The sequence below is a fragment of the Duganella hordei genome, from assembly GCF_040369125.1.
GTDB classification, from domain to species: Bacteria; Pseudomonadota; Gammaproteobacteria; order Burkholderiales; family Burkholderiaceae_D; genus Rugamonas; species Rugamonas hordei.
Map to the genome: position 1 here is coordinate 221,404 of NZ_BPWI01000004.1, position 20,804 is coordinate 242,207.

The 20,804-nt window shown below is 63.3% G+C and carries 19 protein-coding genes; 5 read left to right on the top strand and 14 right to left on the bottom strand.

Annotated features, from left to right (window positions below; translation table 11 throughout):
• Positions 1-107: 107 nt before the first annotated feature.
• Together ABWW33_RS11590 and ABWW33_RS11595 are read right to left on the bottom strand one after the other, a co-directional pair.
• Complete coding sequence (locus ABWW33_RS11590) at positions 108-1,025, bottom strand: YihY/virulence factor BrkB family protein (protein WP_176653332.1); 918 nt, start codon at positions 1,023-1,025, stop codon at positions 108-110.
• Between the two features lie 20 nt (positions 1,026-1,045).
• Positions 1,046-2,800, bottom strand: a complete 1,755-nt coding sequence (locus tag ABWW33_RS11595; RefSeq protein ID WP_353401666.1) for an ABC transporter substrate-binding protein — start codon at positions 2,798-2,800, stop codon at positions 1,046-1,048.
• Positions 2,801-2,909: 109 nt separating this feature from the next.
• On the opposite strand from ABWW33_RS11595, the gene ABWW33_RS11600 reads away from it, so the two are divergent.
• Entirely contained in the window at positions 2,910-4,148 is a 1,239-nt protein-coding gene (locus tag ABWW33_RS11600) for a spore maturation protein (protein ID WP_353401668.1), read from the top strand.
• Positions 4,149-4,159: 11 nt separating this feature from the next.
• Positions 4,160-5,677: a D-alanyl-D-alanine carboxypeptidase/D-alanyl-D-alanine endopeptidase gene (gene dacB / locus ABWW33_RS11605; protein ID WP_353401670.1), complete on the top strand. Its 1,518-nt coding sequence runs from the start codon at positions 4,160-4,162 to the stop codon at positions 5,675-5,677.
• On the opposite strand, the gene ABWW33_RS11610 is transcribed toward dacB, so the two are convergent.
• Positions 5,644-6,543 carry a LysR family transcriptional regulator gene (locus ABWW33_RS11610; protein WP_353401672.1) on the bottom strand — a complete coding sequence of 300 codons (900 nt, stop codon included), beginning with the start codon at positions 6,541-6,543 and terminating at the stop codon, positions 5,644-5,646. The genes dacB and ABWW33_RS11610 overlap by 34 nt on opposite strands.
• A gap of 110 nt (positions 6,544-6,653) precedes the next feature.
• On the opposite strand from ABWW33_RS11610, the gene ABWW33_RS11615 reads away from it, so the two are divergent.
• Complete coding sequence (locus ABWW33_RS11615) at positions 6,654-7,631, top strand: aldo/keto reductase (RefSeq protein ID WP_353401674.1); 978 nt, start codon at positions 6,654-6,656, stop codon at positions 7,629-7,631.
• Between the two features lie 232 nt (positions 7,632-7,863).
• Positions 7,864-9,459, top strand: a complete 1,596-nt coding sequence (locus ABWW33_RS11620; protein ID WP_353401676.1) for an anti-phage dCTP deaminase — start codon at positions 7,864-7,866, stop codon at positions 9,457-9,459.
• Between the two features lie 272 nt (positions 9,460-9,731).
• On the opposite strand, the gene ABWW33_RS11625 is transcribed toward ABWW33_RS11620, so the two are convergent.
• From ABWW33_RS11625 to ABWW33_RS11650, 6 genes are read right to left on the bottom strand one after another with little or no spacing between them, the layout of a single operon-like run.
• Complete coding sequence (locus ABWW33_RS11625; protein WP_176653327.1) at positions 9,732-10,343, bottom strand: M15 family metallopeptidase; 612 nt, start codon at positions 10,341-10,343, stop codon at positions 9,732-9,734.
• 16 nt (positions 10,344-10,359) lie between these two features.
• Positions 10,360-11,217, bottom strand: a complete 858-nt coding sequence (locus tag ABWW33_RS11630) for an N-acetylmuramoyl-L-alanine amidase (protein ID WP_353402011.1) — start codon at positions 11,215-11,217, stop codon at positions 10,360-10,362.
• A 28-nt stretch (positions 11,218-11,245) separates the two neighbouring features.
• Complete coding sequence (locus tag ABWW33_RS11635; RefSeq protein WP_353401678.1) at positions 11,246-12,139, bottom strand: N-acetylglucosamine kinase; 894 nt, start codon at positions 12,137-12,139, stop codon at positions 11,246-11,248.
• Positions 12,140-12,153: 14 nt separating this feature from the next.
• Positions 12,154-13,812 carry a glycoside hydrolase family 10-like protein gene (locus ABWW33_RS11640; protein WP_353401680.1) on the bottom strand — a complete coding sequence of 553 codons (1,659 nt, stop codon included), beginning with the start codon at positions 13,810-13,812 and terminating at the stop codon, positions 12,154-12,156.
• 42 nt (positions 13,813-13,854) lie between these two features.
• The gene (locus ABWW33_RS11645; RefSeq protein ID WP_353401682.1) at positions 13,855-15,117 is read right to left on the bottom strand and encodes an MFS transporter; all 1,263 of its coding nucleotides are present in this window, start codon (positions 15,115-15,117) and stop codon (positions 13,855-13,857) included.
• 14 nt (positions 15,118-15,131) lie between these two features.
• Positions 15,132-16,496, bottom strand: coding sequence for an aminotransferase-like domain-containing protein (locus ABWW33_RS11650; RefSeq protein WP_353401684.1), 1,365 nt, complete (start codon positions 16,494-16,496; stop codon positions 15,132-15,134).
• 108 nt (positions 16,497-16,604) lie between these two features.
• Between ABWW33_RS11650 and ABWW33_RS11655 the strand changes: the two genes are divergently transcribed.
• Complete coding sequence (locus ABWW33_RS11655) at positions 16,605-17,102, top strand: globin domain-containing protein (protein ID WP_176653322.1); 498 nt, start codon at positions 16,605-16,607, stop codon at positions 17,100-17,102.
• Between the two features lie 3 nt (positions 17,103-17,105).
• Here ABWW33_RS11655 and ABWW33_RS11660 read toward each other — a convergent pair whose 3' ends face one another.
• The 5 genes from ABWW33_RS11660 to ABWW33_RS11680 form a co-directional block, all read right to left on the bottom strand.
• On the bottom strand, positions 17,106-17,867 hold the full coding sequence (locus tag ABWW33_RS11660) for a hypothetical protein (RefSeq protein ID WP_353401686.1): 762 nt from the start codon (positions 17,865-17,867) through the stop codon (positions 17,106-17,108).
• A 10-nt stretch (positions 17,868-17,877) separates the two neighbouring features.
• The gene (locus tag ABWW33_RS11665; protein ID WP_176653320.1) at positions 17,878-18,075 is read right to left on the bottom strand and encodes a hypothetical protein; all 198 of its coding nucleotides are present in this window, start codon (positions 18,073-18,075) and stop codon (positions 17,878-17,880) included.
• A gap of 105 nt (positions 18,076-18,180) precedes the next feature.
• Positions 18,181-19,032 carry a sugar phosphate isomerase/epimerase family protein gene (locus tag ABWW33_RS11670; protein ID WP_353401687.1) on the bottom strand — a complete coding sequence of 284 codons (852 nt, stop codon included), beginning with the start codon at positions 19,030-19,032 and terminating at the stop codon, positions 18,181-18,183.
• 3 nt (positions 19,033-19,035) lie between these two features.
• Entirely contained in the window at positions 19,036-19,914 is an 879-nt protein-coding gene (locus tag ABWW33_RS11675; protein ID WP_353401689.1) for an N-acetylmuramic acid 6-phosphate etherase, read from the bottom strand.
• Positions 19,915-19,921: 7 nt separating this feature from the next.
• The gene (locus ABWW33_RS11680) at positions 19,922-20,662 is read right to left on the bottom strand and encodes a GntR family transcriptional regulator (protein ID WP_176653317.1); all 741 of its coding nucleotides are present in this window, start codon (positions 20,660-20,662) and stop codon (positions 19,922-19,924) included.
• Between the last annotated feature and the right edge of the window lie 142 nt (positions 20,663-20,804).

Below are 20,804 nucleotides of genomic sequence, written 5' to 3' on the forward strand. Positions count from 1 at the left end.
ATCGAACCGCGGCGCTGCTCCTGGATGTGGGACTGTTTGCCGGAATTACTTCCTTCAAACCTCAACCACGAACGTAGTGTAACACAGATTTTTGTGCGACGCACAAATTATTTTATTTCTGTAGCTTGTGTGGTCATCGGCGTCGGCACCTCCTTTTCGCGGCGCTGGCCGACCCGCTCGAACTCGGAAATCACCTGCGCACCGAACAGCAGCAGCGTGGCGCCGATTTCCAGGCTGAACATGACGATGATGGCGGTGGTCATCGATCCATACACCACGTTCACCTGCGACAGCGTCGAGAAATACCAGACCAGGACCCGGCGCGCCAGCTCCCACAGCAGCGCAGCCGTCACGCCGCCGATCAGCGCGTGCGACAGCGACAGGCGGCCGACCGGCATCACCAGGTAGATCGACGTCAGCACCAGCACCTCGCCGCCCAGTCCCAGCAGATACAGCAGCACGCCGGACACGCCATGCAGCGACCAGCTGTAGCCGAACAACTGCACGCTCTCCTCGCCCAGCACCTGCAGGCTGCCCGCCACCAGCGTGACCAGCAGCATGCCGGCGCCCAGCGACAGGATGTAGCAGTAGGGCATGATGGCCGAGATCAGGAAACGCCGCCGCCGTATCTCGACGCGGTGCTTGAAAATGACGCACATGGCGTTTTCCAGCACGGTGAAGGCCAGCGAGCTGAAGAAGATCATGCTGATCACCAGCACGCCGCCGACCAGGTCGCGATGCTCGAGGAAGTGTCCGACCTCGGCCACGATGGGCTTGGATTGCCCGGGCACCAGCCAGTTCAGGTAGCGGCCCACGGTGGCCAGCAGTTCATCCTCGGCGATCACGTGCGACAGGGCGACCACCACCAGCATCAGCAGCGGGACGATGGACAGCAACGAGTAATAGGCCACCGCGCCCGCCAGCAGCAGGCCCTGATTGGCGCGGAACCCTTTCAGGCACTGCACCAGGAAATCCATCGGATGGGCGACGACATGGGTCAGCGCCCGGCGATTAATGAGTTTCATGCACCCATTGTACGCAAAGCTCAGCGCGCACTGTGTGCGACTACGTCCAGATAACGCCAGTTGGTGAATTCGACCGGATGGCGCTGGTAATTCTTCAGCCACGGCTGCTGCAGGTCGGCCGAAATCGGATGCGTCAGCAACACCCAAGGCGTGTAGGCGTGGATGATCTGCGCCAACTCGTCGTACAGCGCGGTGCGCTGCGGCGAGTCGCCCATGCTGCGGGTTTGTTCGTAGCGCTGGTTGTAGGCAGGCAAGTTGAAACGGGCGTAGTTGACGCGGCCGCTGTTGGGGCCGTACAGCAGCTGATAGAAATTGTCGCCGTCGGGAAAATCGGCAACCCAGTTGGTTTCAAACATCATCACCGAGCCGAGGCGCGAGGCCTTGATGATCTCGGTTTTCTTGTCGCTCTTGAACACCACCTTCAGGCCGATGGCGCCCAGGTTCTTGCGCCACAGCTCATCGCGCAGCCGGCCGACGGTCGACGATTCGCTGTGCATGACCAAGGTCAGCGGCTTGCCGTCCGGCTGGGTGCGGAAGCCGTCGGCGCCCTTGCGGTAGCCGTAGCGGTCCAGCAGCGCGTTGGCCAGCGCCGGGTCGTAGGTCACCGGACTGCGGTAGGCCGGATCGTAGCCCAGCACGTTCGGCGGCAGCGGCGTGACAGCCGGAATCGCCAGGCCCTTCTTCATCAGCGCGACATCCTCGGCGCTGTTGTAGCCCAGCGCGATGGCGCGCCGCAAAGCCACTTTCTCCTTGCTATAACCGCCGATCAGCGGATCCTCCATGTTCATCCACATGTAGTAGGTCTGCAGCACAGGGAAGGGTGACAGCACCATGCCTTTTTTGGCCAGCTCGGGCTTCAGCGTGGGCTTGATGTCGGCGGTCAGCACCAGGTCTTTCATCGATTCCGGCAACTGTTCGAGGAAATCGAATTCGCCGTTCAGGAAGCCCAGCACGCGCGACTGGTATTCCTCGACGATCTTGATGTCGACACGGTCCAGCAGCGGCACGCGCCGGCCCTGATACATCGTCGGACGGAAGTCGCGATTGGCCAGCAGCGTGATCTGGTCGCTGTGCTTCCACGTGCCCATCATGAACGGACCGGTGCCGACCGGATGGTTGCCGGCCTGCGCGCCGTAGGCCTCCATCACTTCGCGCGCAACCACGCCGGTGGCCGGCACCGCCAGGTAGAACAGGAAATTCGGATCAGCGGCCTTGAGGCGGATGCGCAGCGTGAATTTGTCCACAGCCCGCAGGCCGGCTATGGCGGTGCCGTAGCTGAAGTGCGTCTTCAACGCCTCATCGCCAGCGATCTTGCCTTCCAACAGGAACAGCCAGGGCGATTTCAGCGCCGGATCGTACAGGCGCGTCAGGCTGTAGACGTAATCCTGCGCGGTGACCTGGCGGCGTGCGCCCTTGAACGCCGGGTCCGGCGTGAAATAGACGTCCTGGCGCAACTGGAAGGTGTAGGTCAGCCCATTGTCTTCGACGGTTGGCATGGCGGCCAGCGTGTTGGCCTGCAGTTTGACCGGACGCGCCAGGTAGTCGTAGCGCAGCAGCGGGTCGAACAGGTTTTCCAGCAGGCTCAGGCTGGCGATGTCGGAGGCGACCGCCGGATCGAGGCCGGTTTCGCCGGTGCTGAGGAAGGCGTGCAGGACTTTAGGCTCGGCTGCCGGTGCAGCGGCGGCGGCGGTAGGGCCGCCCGCCAGCGCCAGCATCAGCGCCAGCATCAGCGCCAGCACCAGCTCCATCGGGGCTGCGGCATAACTTTTCAGCATAAGGTCCATCCCACATCGCATACGGTAAAGCGGCAGCTTATAGCTTTTTTCGCTTGCTTACCCGCTATACTTTGCAAATCCCCTACTGCTTTCAGGAAAATTTCTAGATATGTCGCTCAATTACATCTGGTCCGGCTTCTTCCTGGTTGGCTTTGCCGCCGCGCTGGCGCAGTTCCTGTTGACGGGCGATACGGAAATCTTCAAACGCATCATCGACGGCACGTTCGACTCGGCCAAGGCCGGCGTGATGGACATCGCGCTGCCGTTGGCCGGCGTGATGACGCTGTGGCTAGGCATCATGAACATCGGCGAGAAGGCCGGCGCCATCGACCTGCTGGCGCGCCTGATCGCGCCGTTCTTCTCACGCATCTTTCCCGGCGTGCCGAAAAACCATCCGGCCACCGGCCACATGGTGATGAACTTCTCGGCCAACCTGCTGGGCCTGGACAACGCCGCCACGCCGTTCGGCCTGAAGGCCATGGAAAGCCTGCAGACGCTCAACCCCAGCAAGGACGAACCGACCGACGCGCAGATCATGTTCCTGGTGCTGCACACCTCCGGCCTGACCCTGATCCCGCTGGCGATCATGGCGCAGCGCTCCATCCTGGGCGCGGCCGACCCGTCCGACATCTTCATTCCCTGCATGATCGCGACCTACGTGGCCACCGTCACCGGCATCATCGTCGTCGCCATCCGCCAGCGCATCAACCTGTTCAATGGCGTGGTGATGAGCTGGCTGGGCGGCATGACGGCCGCCATCGCCGGCGTGGTGTTTTACTTCACCCACTACCTGAGCAAGACCGAGATCGAAATCGTCTCCAAGGTGTTCAGCAACCTGGTGCTGATGATCGTCATCGCCGGCTTCATCATCGGCGCGCTGCGCAAGAAGGTGAACGTCTACGAAGCCTTCATCGAAGGCGCCAAGGGCGGCATGCAGACCTCGATCACCGTGATTCCCTACCTGGTCGGCATGCTGGTGGCGATCAGCGTGATCCGCAACGCCGGCGTGTTCACCTTCGTCGTCGACGGCTTCAGCTGGCTGTTCGGCCACCTCGGCATCAACACCGATTTCGTGCCGTCGCTGCCGACCGCGCTGATGAAGCCGCTCAGCGGCAGCGCCGCCAAGGCCATGATGATCGATACCATGCGCACCTACGGCGTCGATTCCTTCGTCGGCCGCCTGGCCTGCGTGTTCAACGGCTCGGCCGACACCACCTTCTACATCGTGGCGTTGTACTTCGGCTCGGTGGGCATCCGCAAGACGCGCTACGCGATTTCGTGCGGCCTGATCGCCGATTTCGCCGGCGTCATCGCCGCCATCTTCGTTTCCTATCTCTTCTTCCATTGAACAGGATCGCCATGTTTCGTCGCCTCCTATTCGCCGCGCTGATCGCCGCCGGCGCCGTCCACGCCGCCGAGTTTCCGGAGCAGGTCGCCAGCCTGCTGCAGGCGGCGCATATTCCGCCGGAAGGCGCCGGCATCGTCGTGCTGCGCGGCGACACCGCGCTGATCTCCCACAACGCGCAGCAGAGCATGCAGCCGGCGTCCACCATGAAGCTGTTCACCACGCTGACCGCGCTGGAGCAGCTGGGGCCGGCCTTCCGCGCCCGCACCGAGTTCCGCACCAGCGCCGACGTGATGGACGGCGTGCTGAAGGGCGACCTGGTCCTGCGCGGCGGCGCCGACGCGGACCTGAACGAGGACGTGCTGCTGCACATGCTGCAGGCGCTGCGCAACCAGGGCATCCAGAAGATCAGGGGTGACGTGATACTCGACCGCCAGCTGTTCCAGCCGGCACGGCCGGACGTGGGGCAGCCGCCGTTCGACGAATATCCATGGGCCTACTACAACGTCATTCCCGATGCGCTGCTGATCAACACCAACCTGCTGAAGGTCGAGATGCGCTCGACCGGCGGCAAGCTGGCGCTGGTGATGATGCCGGAGATGGACAAGGTCAGCATCCGCTCGGAGATGAAGCTGACCGACGCGCCATGCGCCTCGTGGGAAAAAGACTGGCGCACGCCGGACACCAGCCGCCACGGCGACAAGATCGAAGTGGTACTGCACGGCAGCTTCCCCAAGGACTGCATCAAGTCGACCAGCATCGACGTGCTGGATCACCATGACTACCTGGAGCGCCTGCTGCGCGCCACCTGGCGCAAGCTGGGCGGCAGCATCAGCGGCCAGGTGCGCGAGGCCGACGCCCCGGTGTCCGCAGTGCCGGATGCCACCCCAGCTACGGCGTCCCGCCTGCTGGCCGAGCACCTCTCGCGCCCGCTGCCCGAGGTGCTACGCGACATCAACAAATTCTCCGACAACACGCTGGCCCGCGCGCTGTTCCTGTCGCTGGGCAGCCTGGAAGCCGATCCCGTGCTGGGCAGCCGCCCGCTGGCCGCCGACGCCAGCCTCGCCAGCACGCCGATGCGGGCCGAAACGGCGATCCGCGGCTGGCTGCAAAACCATCGCATCGACGGCAACGGCCTGGTGTTCGACAACGGCTCCGGCCTGTCGCGCATCGAACGCGCCACGCCGGCGCAATTGGCCGGCGTGCTGCAAGCGGGACTGAACAGCCTGTGGACGCCCGAGTTCATGTCCAGCCTGCCGATCGCCGCCACCGACGGCACCATGCGCAAGCGCCTGAAAGACGGCCCCGCCGCACTGCGCGCGCGCATCAAGACCGGCAGCTTGAACGGCGTGATCGCCATCGCCGGCTACGTGCCGGACGCGAACAACCAGCTGTGCGTGGTGGTCGCCATCCTGAACGACGAGCACGTCGCCAACGGCGCGGGCCGCACCGTGCTCGACGGTGTAATCGACTGGGTGGCCCGCTCCGGCGGCGGCGCTTATTCTCCCGGCAATCCTTCCTCAAGCAAATAATCAATGAACGCCCGCACCTTCAGCGCCAGGTGCGGGCCGGGCATGTAGACCGCGTGCACCGTGCCGGCGTATGGCGCATCGAACTCCCACTCCGGCAACACTCGCCGCACGCGCTGCTGCGCCAGCGCGGCGCGGGCTGTGAAATCGGGCACCAGGCCGATGCCGCCGTCCGCTTCCACCACCGCCATCAAGGCACCGCTGTTGTTGATCGTCAGCCGTGACGGCACTTGCACGTTGACCGCCTCGCCATGGCGCCGCATGCTCCAGGCCTCGCCGAAACGGGCGTAGCCCAGGTAGCTGCATTGATGCAGCGGCAGGTCCTGCGGCGCCTTCGGCTCGCCATGCGCTTGCAGGTAGCGTGGCGTGGCCACCAGCACATAACGCACCGGCCCCAGCGGACGCGCCACCAGACCGGGCGCCAGCTCGGTCGCGATGCGGATCGCCAGGTCCACCCCTTCCTCGATCAGGTCGATCTTGCGGTCCACCAGTTGCAGCTCGACATTGACCTCCGGATAGCGCGCAAGAAAACCGGGCAGCCTGGGCGCCAGCCATACCTGCCCCAGCACGATGGGCGCGCTGACGCGGATCACGCCGTTGGGACGGGCGCTGTAGCTGCCCGCCAGCGCATGCACCTCGCGCGCCGTGCTCACCATGCGCGAACAGGCCGCGTACACCTGCTGCCCCAGCTCGGTCAGCGACAGCGAGCGGGTGGTCCGCTGCAGCAAGCGTCCGCCCATGTGCGCCTCCAGCCGCGACACATGGCGGCTGACCGCCGACGTGGTCAGTTCCAGCTGGCGTCCCGCGGCAGAGAAACCGCCGCTATCGACCACCTGTGCAAAAATCGCCATTTCTTTCAGCATTTCCATCGCAGCTCTCCACCGTTGCACCTGCATCAACAATGCTTTGCATTTTAAGCGGATTGTGTATTTTTTGTGCAGTCGGCATACTGGATTCATCGCAATCGAAAGGAGTCATCATGAAACAACGCACTTTAGGCGGGCAGGGACTGACGGTTTCGGCGCAGGGCTTGGGCTGCATGGGCATGAGCAATACCTACGGACCGGCCGATCAGAACGAAGCCGTCGCCACCTTGCACCGGGCGATCGAGCTGGGCGTCAATTTCTTCGACACGGCCGAGCAATACGGTCCCTACGACAACGAAGCGCTGCTGGGCCGCGCCTTCACCGGCCGCCGCGGCGAGGTGATCCTGGCGACCAAGTTCGGCTTCGATATCCGCGACCGCAAGACCGTCGGCGTGACCAGCGATCCCAAGCACATCCGCGAAAAGGTCGAAGGCTCGCTGCGCCGGCTGAACACCGACTACATCGACCTGCTGTACCAGCACCGCATTGATCCGAACGTGCCGATCGAAGAGGTGGTCGGCGTGATGGCCGAGCTGGTGCGCGAGGGCAAGGTGCGTTACCTGGGCTTGTCCGAGGCCGGCGTGGCGAACATCCGCCGCGCCCATGCGGTGCATCCGATCAGCGCGCTGCAAAGCGAATACTCGCTGTGGGAGCGCAACTTGGAGGCCGATGTGCTGCCGGCGCTGCGCGAACTGGGCATCGGCCTGGTGGCGTTCAGCCCGCTGGGGCGCGGCTTCCTGGCCGGCACCGCCAAGCGCGCGGAAGAGTATCCGCCCAGCGATTTCCGCCATCTGGATCCGCGCCTGCAGGGCGAGAATTTCGACCGCAACATGCAGGCCGCCGCCATCGTGCGCGAACTGGCCGACCATCGCCTGGTCACGCCGGGCCAGATCGCGCTGGCCTGGGCCATGCACAAGGGCAACGATATCGTGACCATCCCCGGCACGCGCCGCCGCAGCTATCTGGAGCAGAACGTCGCCGCGGCGGAGATCACGCTGGACGCAACCGAGATGGCGGTGCTGGACAATGCGCTGAAGCAGGTGGCCGGTCCACGCTACAGCAAGGAGCGCATGGCCATGGTGGACCGTTAATCGGCCAACGCAGACGAGAAAGTGACTAAAAGCATATGTAGAACTACGAAAACTCCAAGGACACCGCATGCTTGCTCGAAAAAAAGCGCAGTTGCCGGTGAAGCGAGTCTCAACAGGTGATGTATATCAAAATAAAAGACTGATCATAATGCAAGGAAAGATTGTATTATGAAAATAAATACTATCAGTTTGATTCAATAAAAAGATAATTCACCAAGTTGACGAGGTATCCATGTCCGCTAGCGCATTGAAAACCGTAAAACCACCCACTCTTCCGGCAAATAGTTTGTTTGGTACAGGAACAAGTACCACCGCAATGATTACGTCCACTCATACTGAAGAGTTAGTAATTGCGTTATGCGGGCCCATCGGCTCCCCTTTGCACAGTGTAGGCGAAGCAGTTCGAACTATGCTCTTAGACTCGTTTGGCTACACCGAATGCACCTACTTAAAGTTAAGTGACTTCATCGTAGCCCATGGCGCGGGGGTAGGCGTTCCGATCCCAACGGCGCATGGCTTTAAGAGGATCAATACTTTGATAGAGGCAGGAAATAAGCTAAGAGAAAAGTATGGCAACGGCGTCCTGGCAGAACTAGCCATTCACCAGATCCGACTCGATCGTGAACAACAGAAGACGGCTACTAAAAGCACGAAGTATGCTCCCCGAAGAGTGGTTCATGTGATTGACTCGATCAAGAACAAAGAAGAGCTTGCTCTCCTTCGCTTGGTATACAGGGACATGCTATACGTCGTCGGCGTCTTCGCACCGTTACAGACCCGCGAAGCAAACCTGAAAGAATTTGGGCTTAGCACTTCACAGATTTATACGCTAGTAGACCGGGACTCAGGCGAGGAATCAGAGGCCGGACAGACTGTCAGCGACACATTCCCCAATTGCGACTTTTTTCTTCGAACCGGAGACGGCACAGACTCCGAACTGAAGGCTCGCGTAGAAAGATTTCTTCACTTAGTATTAGGAACAAAAGTCATTACACCAACTTTCGCAGAAACTGCCATGTACTCTGCGGCCATGGCAAGCGCAAATTCAGCATGCCTATCCAGACAAGTAGGAGCTGCTGTAACGGATCGTGATGGCGATATTCTTAGCATTGGATGGAATGACGTTCCCACCACCGGGGGTGGGCTATACGGCCGGAGCGATCATGATCATCGTTGCTGGAATATCGCGGGGGGAAAATGCTTCAATGATTCTGAGAAGGACAAGTTAGCTCAGGAGATGGTTGATGCTTTAGCAGAAGTGATCTTGCCCGAAAATCTTGACCGCGCCAGAGAAATTCTTAGGGGGGCGAGTAAGCTAAAAGGCCTGATCGAATTTTCTAGGGCCATCCATGCAGAAATGCACGCCATTCTCAATGCAGGCAAAACCTCCGGTATGAGAATAGAGGGAGGGAAATTGTTCGTAACAACCTACCCGTGCCATTCGTGTGCACGCCACATCGTCGCAGCAGGCGTCAGCGAGGTCTACTACATTGAACCGTATCGTAAAAGCTTAGCGATCAAGTTGCATGGTGACGCGATTTCTGAGCATGAAGTTGACAAGGACAAAGTGCGAATACTTGCATATGATGGCGTAGCACCGTCCCAGTACTTGACCCTGTTCCGGGTGCCGCAAAATTCGCGCAAAAAAAATGGAAAACTGATTACAATGTCCCTCAAGGAGTCTTCACCGCGCCTCGAAAAAAGCATGGAGGCACTTCCTGCTTTAGAGGGACTTGTCGTAAAATCCCTGCTCGAAAAAAATCTTCTCCCGGAAAGGGGGCCACAAAATGACGGACCATCACCTCTCCCAGGAACAACTGAGCCTTGACTTAGGACCAGTTACAAAGGTAGATCTTGCTCCAGAATCGGCTCCGGTAATGCCCTCTGCCAACAATCAGCGCCCCCCACCGGGCCTGACTTTTGGTGTAAGGGCTTCCGTCACTTCCGCCATGGTTTATCATTTTCCTGATGTAAGACTCCCCGCTATACAAAGCGACTCGGCGCGACTTTACGAGCAAATAATTGAATCGATCAAACACATCGGTTAGTGTCAGCACAAATTTGATCAGCAGGTCAAATTACAAACATCACTAATACTGTTCATAGGACGCGGGTGTAATCGCGGCGCACCAGCAAGCGGTCGCCGCAGTCGAAGTGCCACCACTCGCTGTTGATGCCGACCCAGCCGGCCTGGAACATGGCGTCGCGCAGCAGGCGGCGGTTGTCTATCTGCTGCTGCGTCAGCTCGCCGCTGGCCAGCAGCCTGGCTTCCAGCGCCGGATGCGAACGCTCGCTGAGATCGTCGAAACCGGTACCCATGTCGAACTCGCGGCCTTGGGCGTCCAGCAGGGTCAGGTCCAGCGCCATGCCGAACGAGTGGATGGAACCGCGCGCGGGATCGGCGATGTAGCCCAGCAACTCGGTACCCTGCAACGCTTGCCACAACTGTTCCTGCACCCGCTGCGGACGCAAGGCGTCCAGCACCAGCACCTGGCAATCGGGCCGGCGCTCGGCCAGCCAGGCCACCACGCGCTCCAGCGCCGCCGCCGCATCCTTGTGCAGCCATGCACAATCGAGCGGCGTGTAGAGATCGCGGCCGACAAAGTTGTCCGGCGTCGCGTAACGCAGGTCGACGGCGATGCCGGCGATGCTGTCGAGGTGCCGGAACTCGGGATGGCCGGCGATTTCTTCACAGGTCAGGGTGGCTGGCATGCGGGCGTTCCCTGGCTTATTCGGCCGGCGTCGCGCCCTGTACCGGCGCGGCCGGTGGTGGCGGAGGCAGCACCGGCTTCGGCGCGGTCAATACGTCGAGGATGGCTGCCGTTTCCGCGTCCGGCATGCCGTCATACAGCGACTGGCGATACTTGGACTGGAAGACCGTGATGACGGTGCGGGTGGCTTCATCCAGCTCGCCGGTCTGCGGCACGGCATAGCCGAACTCGGCCAGCTTGCGCTGGAACCACAACACTTCCGGCAACTGCTCCTGGAAGCCCGGCATGCGCGCGGCGACCCGGCTCGGCTCCGGCCACGTGACCAGGCCCGCGTCGGCCAGCTGCTTCCACGGGAACATCGGCCCCGGATCCTGCTTGCGCTGCGGCGCGATATCGTTGTGGCCGAGGATGTTTTCCGGCTTGATGTTGTGGCGCTTGACGATGTCCTTCAACAACAGGATCAGCTGATCGATCTGCGCCTGCTTGAACGGCGCGTACACGCGCCCTTGCGGCGTTTCAGTGAAACCCGGATTGACGATCTCGATGCCGATCGAGGCCGAATTGAGCTGGTTGTAGATGCCCCAGCTGCTCAGCCCGGCGTGATTGGCCTGGCGCGATTCATCCACCAGCGTGTAGAAGAACGGCTGCTCGGTGTCCGTCAGCAGGTAGTGCGAACTGACCACCTCCTGGGTCAGGGTCTTGATCGAGCGCGGCAGGTCGCTGACCGTGTAGTGAATGATGATGTACTTGATGCGGTCGCTCTGGCTGCGCGAGGTCAGCGAGCTATCCAGTCGCGGCCCCGGGGGCGGCACGGTGGCGCAACCTGCCAGCAGGGCCATGGCGGTGGATATGACTGTGAGCGGGAGGATTTTCATCATAAGCGGTCTCGGCAGCGATTCAATATCAGGAGTGTAGAGCAATACGCGCGGCCGCGTGGTGCGCCTGGGCTTCTTTTTGCCGCAGTTGCTGGCCGTCAGGCAGCGCCGCGCGCATGGCCTGGGCGATCAGCGGATGCAGATCGGCGGCGCGGCCGCTCAGCGCCAGCGGACGCGGACCGTAGCGGCGCACCAGCGCCAGCCCGATGCGCGCCAGTTCGCCGCCGGCCTGTTCGAGGATGCCGCGCGCCACCGGATCGGCATCGGCGCTGGCGGCGACGGCCAGCGCCAGCGTGCCGATCGCGCCCCGGTCCTGGCCGTAAATGAACTGGCGCGACAAGGACCAGTCGCTGCCGCCGACCTGCTCGAACACCGCGCGCGCCATCGCCGACTGCCGCCAGACGCCCGGCTCCTCGTCCTCCAGCCGCCAGATGTGGCGCATCGCTTCGCGCGCGATCCAGAAGCCGCCGCCGCCGTCGTCCAGCGTCACGCCGCGCCCGCCGGCCCGATGGAAAGTCCCGTCCGCATCGATGAAAGCGGCGATCGAGCCGGTGCCGGCGTAGACCAGGTAGCCTTCGCCCGGCGCAAAGCTGTCCAGGTAGGCGATTTCCACGTCGTTGCGCAAGGCCACGTCTTGCGGCGAAATCCTCAGCAGCTCGGCCAGCCATTGTGCCGGCAGCGTGGCCAGGCCGTCGAAGCCGGTCAGGCCGGCGCATACGCGCTGCGGCTGGCCGATGGCCAGCACCTGCGTCGCCAGCATCGAGAAGATGCCGCGCACCGCGTCGCGGCCCTTGGTGTCGCCCATCTGCGTGGCCGACAGGCCGGCCACGTAGCCCTCGGCCACGATCCCGCCGGCCGCGTCGGCCAGCGCCCAGCGCGTCTGCGTTCCACCTGCGTCGATGCCCAGCCCGAGACGGTCCATGCTTGCTCCTCAGTTCAGCGCAATACGCTGATACGTTCACTCTCATTGCCCAGCCGGTCGATCGCGCTGACCACCACGGCTTGCGCCGTGCCGCCCGCCGCGTCGTCCGGCAACAGGATCACCGGCCGCGAAGCCGGCGCCACCGCGAAGCGCCACTCGTTGCCGTAGCGCGACCAGATCGCATAATGCGCCACCGGCTTGCCGCCGCCGGCCGACAGCTTCAGCGCCACGCCGCCGCCTTCGCGCCGCGCCGACGCGCCCGGCGCCGCCGGCAGCTCCGACCCCAGCCACGGACTGGCCGGCGCCAGCGCCGCGCTTTGATAAGTCTGGGTGCGCAGCTGGTCGCTGATGCCCTTGCGGTTTTCCATCAGCGCCGCGATGCTGAAATGCAGATGGCCCTGCACGCCGTTGCGGCTGCGCGTCACGCCGATCTGCTTGACGATTTCTTCCGGCGCGAACGCCTTGGCGCTGTTGTCGATGCGGCTGGTGTACAAGCCCGGCCACACGTGGCGGGCGCGGGTGTTCTGCGCCAGCCAGTAGTCGAGCAGCACGCCGAACGCCTGCGGCGCCTGCTCCACCGGCCAGTACAGCTGCGGCGCCAGGTAGTCGAGCCAGCCGTTGGCCAGCCACAGTTCGGCGTCCGCGTACAGCTTGTCGTACTGGCTGAAGCCGACGATGCCGGCGGGGCGGCGGTCCGGGCGGCCGATGCCGAACGGGCTGATGCCGAAGCGTACCCAGCTCTTTTCCTTGTGGATGCCGAGGTACAGCGCTTCGATCAGCGAGTTGACGTTCTGGCGGCGCCAGCCGGAGCGGTCCAGCGTGCCGCCGCCCAGCAGATAGCGCTGCCACGACGGCTGGTCGGGGAATTCCAGCTCCTGCTTCTGGCCCACGCCGGCGTCCAGCGCCACGCCTTCCGGCGCGGCCGTATTGGCGGCCGCGTCGATCGGGTAGGGATAGAAATAATCGTCGATGTGGACGCCGTCGATATCGTAGCGGCGCACCACATCGAGGATCACGTCCAGCGTGTGCTGCGACGCGGCGGACTCGCCCGGATCCATCCACAGGTAGCGGCCGTAGCTCTTGACCGCATCCGGATTGGTGTTGGCGATGTGGTTGCGCGCCAGCGGCGACTTGGCCGTCGCGTGGCGGGCGCGGTAGGGATTGAACCAGGCATGCAGTTCCAGCCCGCGCGCGTGGGCCTGCTCGATCCAGAACTGCAGCGGATCCCAGGCCGTCGCCGGCGCGCGGCCCTGCTGTCCGGTGAGGAATTCGGACCACGGTTCCAGTTCGGACGGGTAGATCGCATCGGCGCTCGGCCGCACCTGCAGCACGATGGCGTTCAGGTTCAGCGCGCGCGAACGGTCGAGGATGGCGATGGCTTCGGCCTGCTGCCTGGCCTGGGTCAGGTTGCTGCGGCTGGGCCAATCGATGTTGGCGACGGTGGACACCCAGGCGGCGCGGAATTCGCGCGGCGCCGGCGGCGGCATGTTGGGATCGACCGGCTGCGCGGCGGGCGGCGTGCCGGGCGGGCGCGGCGCCGCGCCGGGAGCGTCCGGCGCCGGCGCGGTCGGTGTGCTGGAGCAAGCTTCCAGCAGCGCCGCCACGACACCGGCCACGCCCGCGGACAGGGTCAGCCGCTTCTTCGCATTGAATTTACCAAACACCAAAACCATTCCCCGATTCAGTTGAGCACCGTATTGTAATGCGGCGGCCGTTTATTTCCTGCCGAATTCGGACGGTATGCGCACCAGCGCGGTCATGGCAAAGGCCGGCAGGGTCGAAATGCAGGCCCAAATGAAGAAATTTTGATAACCCAGGTGCTGCTGTATCCAGCCGCTGACCATGCCCGGCAACATCATGCCGAGGGCCATGAAGCCGGTGCAGATCGCGTAATGGGCGGTCTTGTGCTCGCCGTCGGCCACCAGGATCATGTACAGCATGAAGGCGGAAAAGCCGAAACCATAGCCGAACTGCTCGACCGCCAGGCAGGCCGAGATCAACACGGTATTGGCCGGCAGCGCGGTGGCGAGATAGACAAACACCAGGTCCGGCACGTGCATGATGAACACCATCGGCCACAGGCTGCGCTTGAGGCCGAAGCGCGAAATCACCAGGCCGCCGGCCAGCCCGCCCAGCACCAGCGCGCACACGCCGATGGTGCCGTAGACCAGGCCGAACTGCGACGTCGTCAAGCCCAGCCCGCCCTGCGCGCGCGGATCGAGCAGGAAGGGCGCCGCCATTTTCAGCAGCTGCGCTTCGCCGAGGCGGTACAGCAGCAGGAATCCCAGCGTGGCCTTGATGCCCGGCTTGTGGAAAAAACTGCGGAAGGTGGTCAGGAAATCGGCCCACAGCGCGCCGCCGGCGGCAACGCGATGGTCCGAATCCGGGCGCGGCAGGATGAACTGGTGATATGCGCACAGCAGCAGGAACAGCGCCGACATCACGCCGAACACCACCGACCACGCAAACGCCGGATCGTCGCTGGACTGCATCAGCTGGCCGGCCAGGTACACCAGCCCGCCTTGCCCGGCGATCATCGCCAGCTTGTAGAAGGCGCTGCGCACGCCGACAAACGCCGCCTGCTGGCGCTGCGTCGGCAAGCCCAGCATGTAGTAGCCGTCGGACGCGATGTCGTGGGTGGCCGAGCTGAACGCCATCAGCCACAGCACCGCCAGGCTCATGGCGAAAAACTGCGGCAGGTGCAAAGTCAGCGCCACCGTCGCCAGCGACGCGCCGGTCAGCAACTGCAGCAAGACGATCCAGCGCCGCTTGGTGCCGAACAGCTCGACGACGGGCGACCACAAGGGCTTGATCACCCACGGCAGGTACAGCCAGGCCGTGTAAAACGCCAGGTCGGTATTGGAAATGCCGAGGTTCTTGTACATCACCGTCGACAACATCATCACCGCCACATACGGCACGGCCTGGCTGAATGAAATACTCGGCACCCAGGCCCAGGGATTGCGTGCTTGTTCCATAATTCCTTTTTAACTCAATACAGCGCGCGCAGATAAAAGCAAAACGACATCAGCGACTGGCGCAGCGGGTCCGTCAGCGCGATCGACGTGTTGATGCACATGCCTTTAGACACCACCACCAGCTGCGGCGAATCGGGCGCGTCCTGGGCGTCCAGCAGCGGCCAGTGCAGGCGTATCTGCGACTGGATCGCATCGGCCGGCGTAGCGGGCGGCAGCGGCAGCCAGAAACTATACCCGCCCGCCACCTGGCCCAGCTTAACAGTCTTGCCCAGCGTCAGCTGCAACAGGGCGATATATTCATCGCTGCGGCTCTTCAATTCCTTGCGGATCTTGCGCAGGTGCGGCACATGGCTGCCCTCGGCCAGAAACTCGGCCAGCAACAGCTGCGACAACTCGCTGACGCTGCTGGCCGACGCGCTTTTCAGATATTCGACCCGTTCGCGCCAGCGGCCGGCGGCCAGCCAACCGACGCGCAAGCCCGGCGCCAGTGTTTTCGAGCAGGAATTGACGTACACGACGTTGCCTTTGAGATCGAACGACTTCAGCGTCAGCGGCCGCGCGCCCTCGTGCTGCAAGTCGCCGTAGACGTCGTCCTCGATAATGGTCACATCGTGTTTCTCCGACAGCCGCAGCAGGTTGCGCTTGACGATCAGCGGCATCAGCGCGCTGGCCGGGAAATGGTAATTGGCCACCAGCAGGAATACCTTGGGCGCGTCCTCGCCTTCCAGCGCCGCCTGCACCTCGGGCAGGAAACCGGGATCATCCACCCCGCTGGTGATGGTGACCGGCACCAGCGACAAGGTCTCGAGCAGGCGGCCGAACAGCACGCCGACCGGCGCCTGCACCAGCACCCGCGCGCCGGCCTCGGTGGTCGCGCGCAGCGCCAGCAGCAGGGCTTCGGTGGCGCCCTGCGTGACGATCAGCTCGTCCTCCTTCAGGAAACAGCCGTTCTCGGCGCTGCGCCTGGCCAGCTCGGCGCGCAGCAGCGGATGGCCGAAGCCCTGCGCGTAGCGGGTCGACAGGAAGGGATGGCGGCGTATCACCCGCGCCAGCAGGCTTTGCCAGCGCTGCTCGGGAAACAGGTCTTGCGCCGGCCCCCAGTTGCGCGTGGACAGCAGCGCCTCCGCTGCGGGCACGGCGGCTGCCTGCGGCGCCTCGTCCTGCGCGACGGCCTTGACGAAATAACCCGACTTGTCGCGCGGCTCGACCAGTCCTTGCCGCTCCAGCGTATGCAGGGCGTTGGTCACGGTGGCCAGGCTCAGTTGATGCTGCTGCATCAACTCGCGCACGGACGGCAGGCGCGCGTTCGGAGCCAGCTTGCCGCTGCCTATCGCCTCGGCCAGTTCATCGGCCAATACCTGATATTTGGTTCTTGCCACGCGTCGACCCTAATTTGCTTTGACCCAAGTTATAACATGCCATACCGGCCGCCTGTACATTCCCGGTTATACTTCGCTGTTGCTTTATTATCCACCACGAGCTTGCCCATGACCAAAACGTCCGCCGCCTCCACGTCACGCGCACCCAGCAAGGCCCAGGTCAAGGCCGCCGAACTGTGGCTGCTGGACATTGGAGAGGAACAGGCCGGGATGATCAAGGCCGGCTGGCAGGCCGCGGTCGATGCGCCGGGTGATTTCGGCAACGACTTTTACCGCGCTTTGTTCACTGTCGCGCCGGGCGTGATCGGCTTGTTCTCCGGCGACATGACCGAACAGCAGGGCCGGCTGACCCACACGCTGGCCGAAACCGTGGAGCTGGTGGACCGGCCCGCCACGCTTTTGCTGTTGCTGCGCGCCTCCGGCGTGCGTCACCATCACTACGAGGTCAAGCATGCTTATTTCAGCGTCATGCGCGACGTCCTGATCGACACCATCGCCGACCGGGCCGGCGCCGTGTTCGATGCCGCGCATCGCCAGGCCTGGGTAGCCATGTTCGACAACATGGCCGTCATCATGCAGGACGGCATGGCCAGCGCCGCCAAATAATTCTCAGTTGCCCCACACAGTAGTGCTGGCGCCCATCCGAAAGCTGGTCACGCTGGCGCCGCGCAGCGGCGGCGGGGTCGGCGTGGCCGACACGGCGACCGAACCGCCCACCGAAGTCCTTCCCCGGCTCAGTAGAATCCTGGCGGAACCCTTGGTCGGATGCACCAGGGTCAATATCCAGTAGCCCGCTTGCTGGGTCAGCATGATCGTCAGGTCGGCCTCGTCCTTGCCGCGCGCCTGTACCACGCTGAGGAAGCATTCCAGCTCCCCTGTGCCGGCCGTACCCAGCTCCAGGCGATGCGCTCCATTGGCGCGCTGTTCATCCACCACTTCATAGGCAGGCACTGCCGGCACCAGCGTGCTCACGCGTACTGCCTCGCTGCCGTTGACGCTCACATAGCTGTTGCTGCCGCTCGACAACGGTGCGCCGCGCGTATGCATCAGCGCGATCCTGTGGGCCACCGTCGATACCATGCGGTCAAAAATGACCGTGGTTTCCAGCGCGCGCAGAAAGATGGCCTCGCGCTCGGCATGCGACACCTGCTCGGCGCTCCGGTAGCTGTTGGTCAGATTGGTGACGCTCCAGGTATAGGCCGGCGTGCTTTCCAAACGCAGGCAATCGAGCTGCGCCGACAAATCCTGCGCCTCGCGATCGGCCACGGTCGACTTCACATATTCGTAGACAGGCGCATTGTAGAAATTGATGCTGCCGCGCGCATATTTTGCGGCAGCCGCGCCGCTCCAGGCTTTGGCCGGGTTTTCCATGCCATGCCCCTCAGGTCCTGAGGACGGCGCAAGCGTTGCCGTTGGCCCGGTCCAGCAGCAGCTGGGCCTGTTCAATCGTCTGCTTCTTGAGCAGCACGACCAGCGCCAGCTTGACCTGGAATTGGCATTGCTCCAGCACGGCGTGCGCGGTGGCGGCGTCGACGCGCGCGGCGCCGAAGATAAAGCCCGGGGTGTACTTGGTTTTCATCGAGATTCCATCGTAGTGTCAATACGACGATTGTGGGCTCGACGGCGTTTTGGAGATAGATACAGACGCCGGGGTTCGGAATAGATACAAGGCAAAAACTTGCGGTCAAGCCTGGATGCCTTGCAGATAGCGGTAGCTTGCTTCGATGCTGGCGAACGGCGACTTGGCGGCGTCGTGCTCGACGAAGTAGTGCTGGATGCCGGCCTGCCGGCGGTGTGCCAGGATGTTCTGGAAATCGACCACGCCCGGGCCGACTTCGGTGATCTCCGGCGTCGCCGCGTCAAACGGCAGCATGCCCGTGTGCGGCGGGATTTTCTTCAACTGCTTCATGTGCACCATCGGGAAGCGGCCGGGGTAGCGGCGGAAATAGTCCAGCGGATCGGCGCCGGCGGCGGCCATCCAGCACAGGTCCATTTCCATCTTCACCAGCTGCGGATCGCATTCCTTCAGCAGCAGCTCGTACGGAAGCTGCCCGCCGGCCGCGATGAATTCGAAGTGGTGGTTGTGATAGCAGAACTGCATCCCCGCCTGCTTGCACATCTCGCCGGCCTTGTTGAAGGCGTCGGCGGCGCGCTTCCACGTATCCAGGTCGCCCCAGCCGGCCGGGTCCATCCACGCCACGACCAGATACCGGTGGCCCATGGTCCGCGCGGCGGCTATCGTCTTCGGAAAGTCGGCGTCCAGCAGCTTGTAGTCGATGTGGGCCGACGGCGCGGACAATCCCGCAGCGTCCAGCACCTGACGCACCTCGGCGGGAGAGCGACCGAAATAGCCGGCGAACTCCACTTCCTTGTAGCCGATCGCGGCGACCTTGCGCAAGCTGCCTTCGAAATCCTGCTGCAACTCGTTGCGCAACGTGTAGAGCTGCACGCCGAGGCGCTGCCGCTCCGCCGAGGCGTCCGCGATCGATGTCGTTGCAGCCGCGGCCAGCGCGGCGAGAAAAGTTCTTCTGTCCATGTTCTACCTGAGTGCGGCGCGGACGTCGCCATCGGCTTCGTCCAGCAGGGTTTGGGCCTGGTCGACCGTCAGTTTTTTCAGCAGGGCGACGATGGCGATCTTGACCTGGAAATGGCATTGTTCCAGCATGCCGCGCGCGGTGGCGGCGTCGCTGCCGGTGGCGTGCATGGTCAGCTGCACCGCCCGTTCGATCAGCTTGGCGTTGGTCGCGTGCAGGTCCACCATCAGGTTGCCGTAGACCTTGTGCAGCCGCACCATCAACGCGCTCGACAAGGTGTTCAGGACGATTTTTTGCGCCGTGCCCGCTTTCAAGCGCGTGCTGCCGGAGATGATCTCGGGCCCCGTGTCGAGGACGATGCCGATGTCGGCATCGGTCACCACCGGCGTGCCCGCATTGTTGGCGATGCCGATCGTCAAGGCGCCCACGGTGCGCGCGGCGTGCAGCGCGCCCAGCACATACGGCGTCGTGCCGGATGCGGCCATCAGCAGGACCACGTCGTTATACACGGGATACAGCAGCCGCAGATCGGCGGCGCCCTTGGAGCGGTCGTCCTCGGCGCCCTCGACCGCCTCGAACATGGCGCCCAGGCCGCCCGCCAGCAGGGCGACGGCGCGCTGGTGCGGCCAGGAGAAAGTGGGGAACAGCTCGACGCTGTCGAGGATGCCGAGCCGGCCGGAAGTACCGGCGCCGACATACACCAGGCGTCCGCCGGCGGCGATGCGCGGCGTCATCGCCTCGACGGCGGCGGCAATGCCGGGGGCGGCGGCCTGCACCGCCTGCAGCGCCTGCGACTGGTCGTCGATCAGCGCTGCCACCAAAGCCTCAACCGAATACAGGTCAAGCTGCGCATGCTGCGTACTCGGCGTTTCGGTTTTCAGCATAGGAGGCTCAGGTTGCGCGGCGCATCTCCGCTACAAAGTCATAGTGATCGCTGTGGCAATACGAATGCGTCAGCTCCATCGCCTCGCCCGATTCCAGATAGGCGATACGAGTAATGTACAGCACGGCCTGCCCCTCGGGCACGCCCAGCTGTTTGGCCAGTTCGGCCGATGCGTTCATCGCGCGGATGTGCTGCAGCGCGCGCGCCGGTGCCTGGCCTATGCTTTCCAGGTACTGGTACAGCGACGCGCCCACCGCGTTCGGATCGTTGAGGATGGTCTGCGGCAGCACCGACACCTCATAGGCCATCACCACGTCGTCGGCCAGGCGCAGGCGCTCCAGCCGCGCGACCTTGGAATACGGCGACAAGCCCAGGCTCAGCTGCTCCTCGGGCGTCGGCGTGACGATGGCGCGCTTGAGCCAGCGCGAGCCGGGAATGTGGCCGCGCTGCTGCAATTGTTCGGAAAAACTGGTCAGGTTCGACAGCGGCTGTTCAATGCGCGGCGCAATATAATTGCCCGATCCGCGACGGCGCACCACCAATCCCTGGTCCACCAGCTGGTCGATGGCCTTGCGCGCGGTGACCCGCGACACGTTCAGCAGCTCCGACAGGGCCCGCTCGGACGGCAGCGCCTGGTCCACCTGGTAGCGGCCGTTATGTACATCATCGCTTAATTTACGGGCAATTTGCATGTACAGCGGCGAACTGTCGTTGGCGTCCGCCTTGAATTCAAAACTGGTCTGGCTCATTCAATTCTCCTAACGCCTCTAGTGTAATAGCGTTACAGAAAACGTGTACGTATCAGACCGGTGAAAATAACAATATTTGTACACATGGCATAACGGCAAGCCCGGCGGAATGCGGCTATTTGGCGGATAATGCGGGATTGCA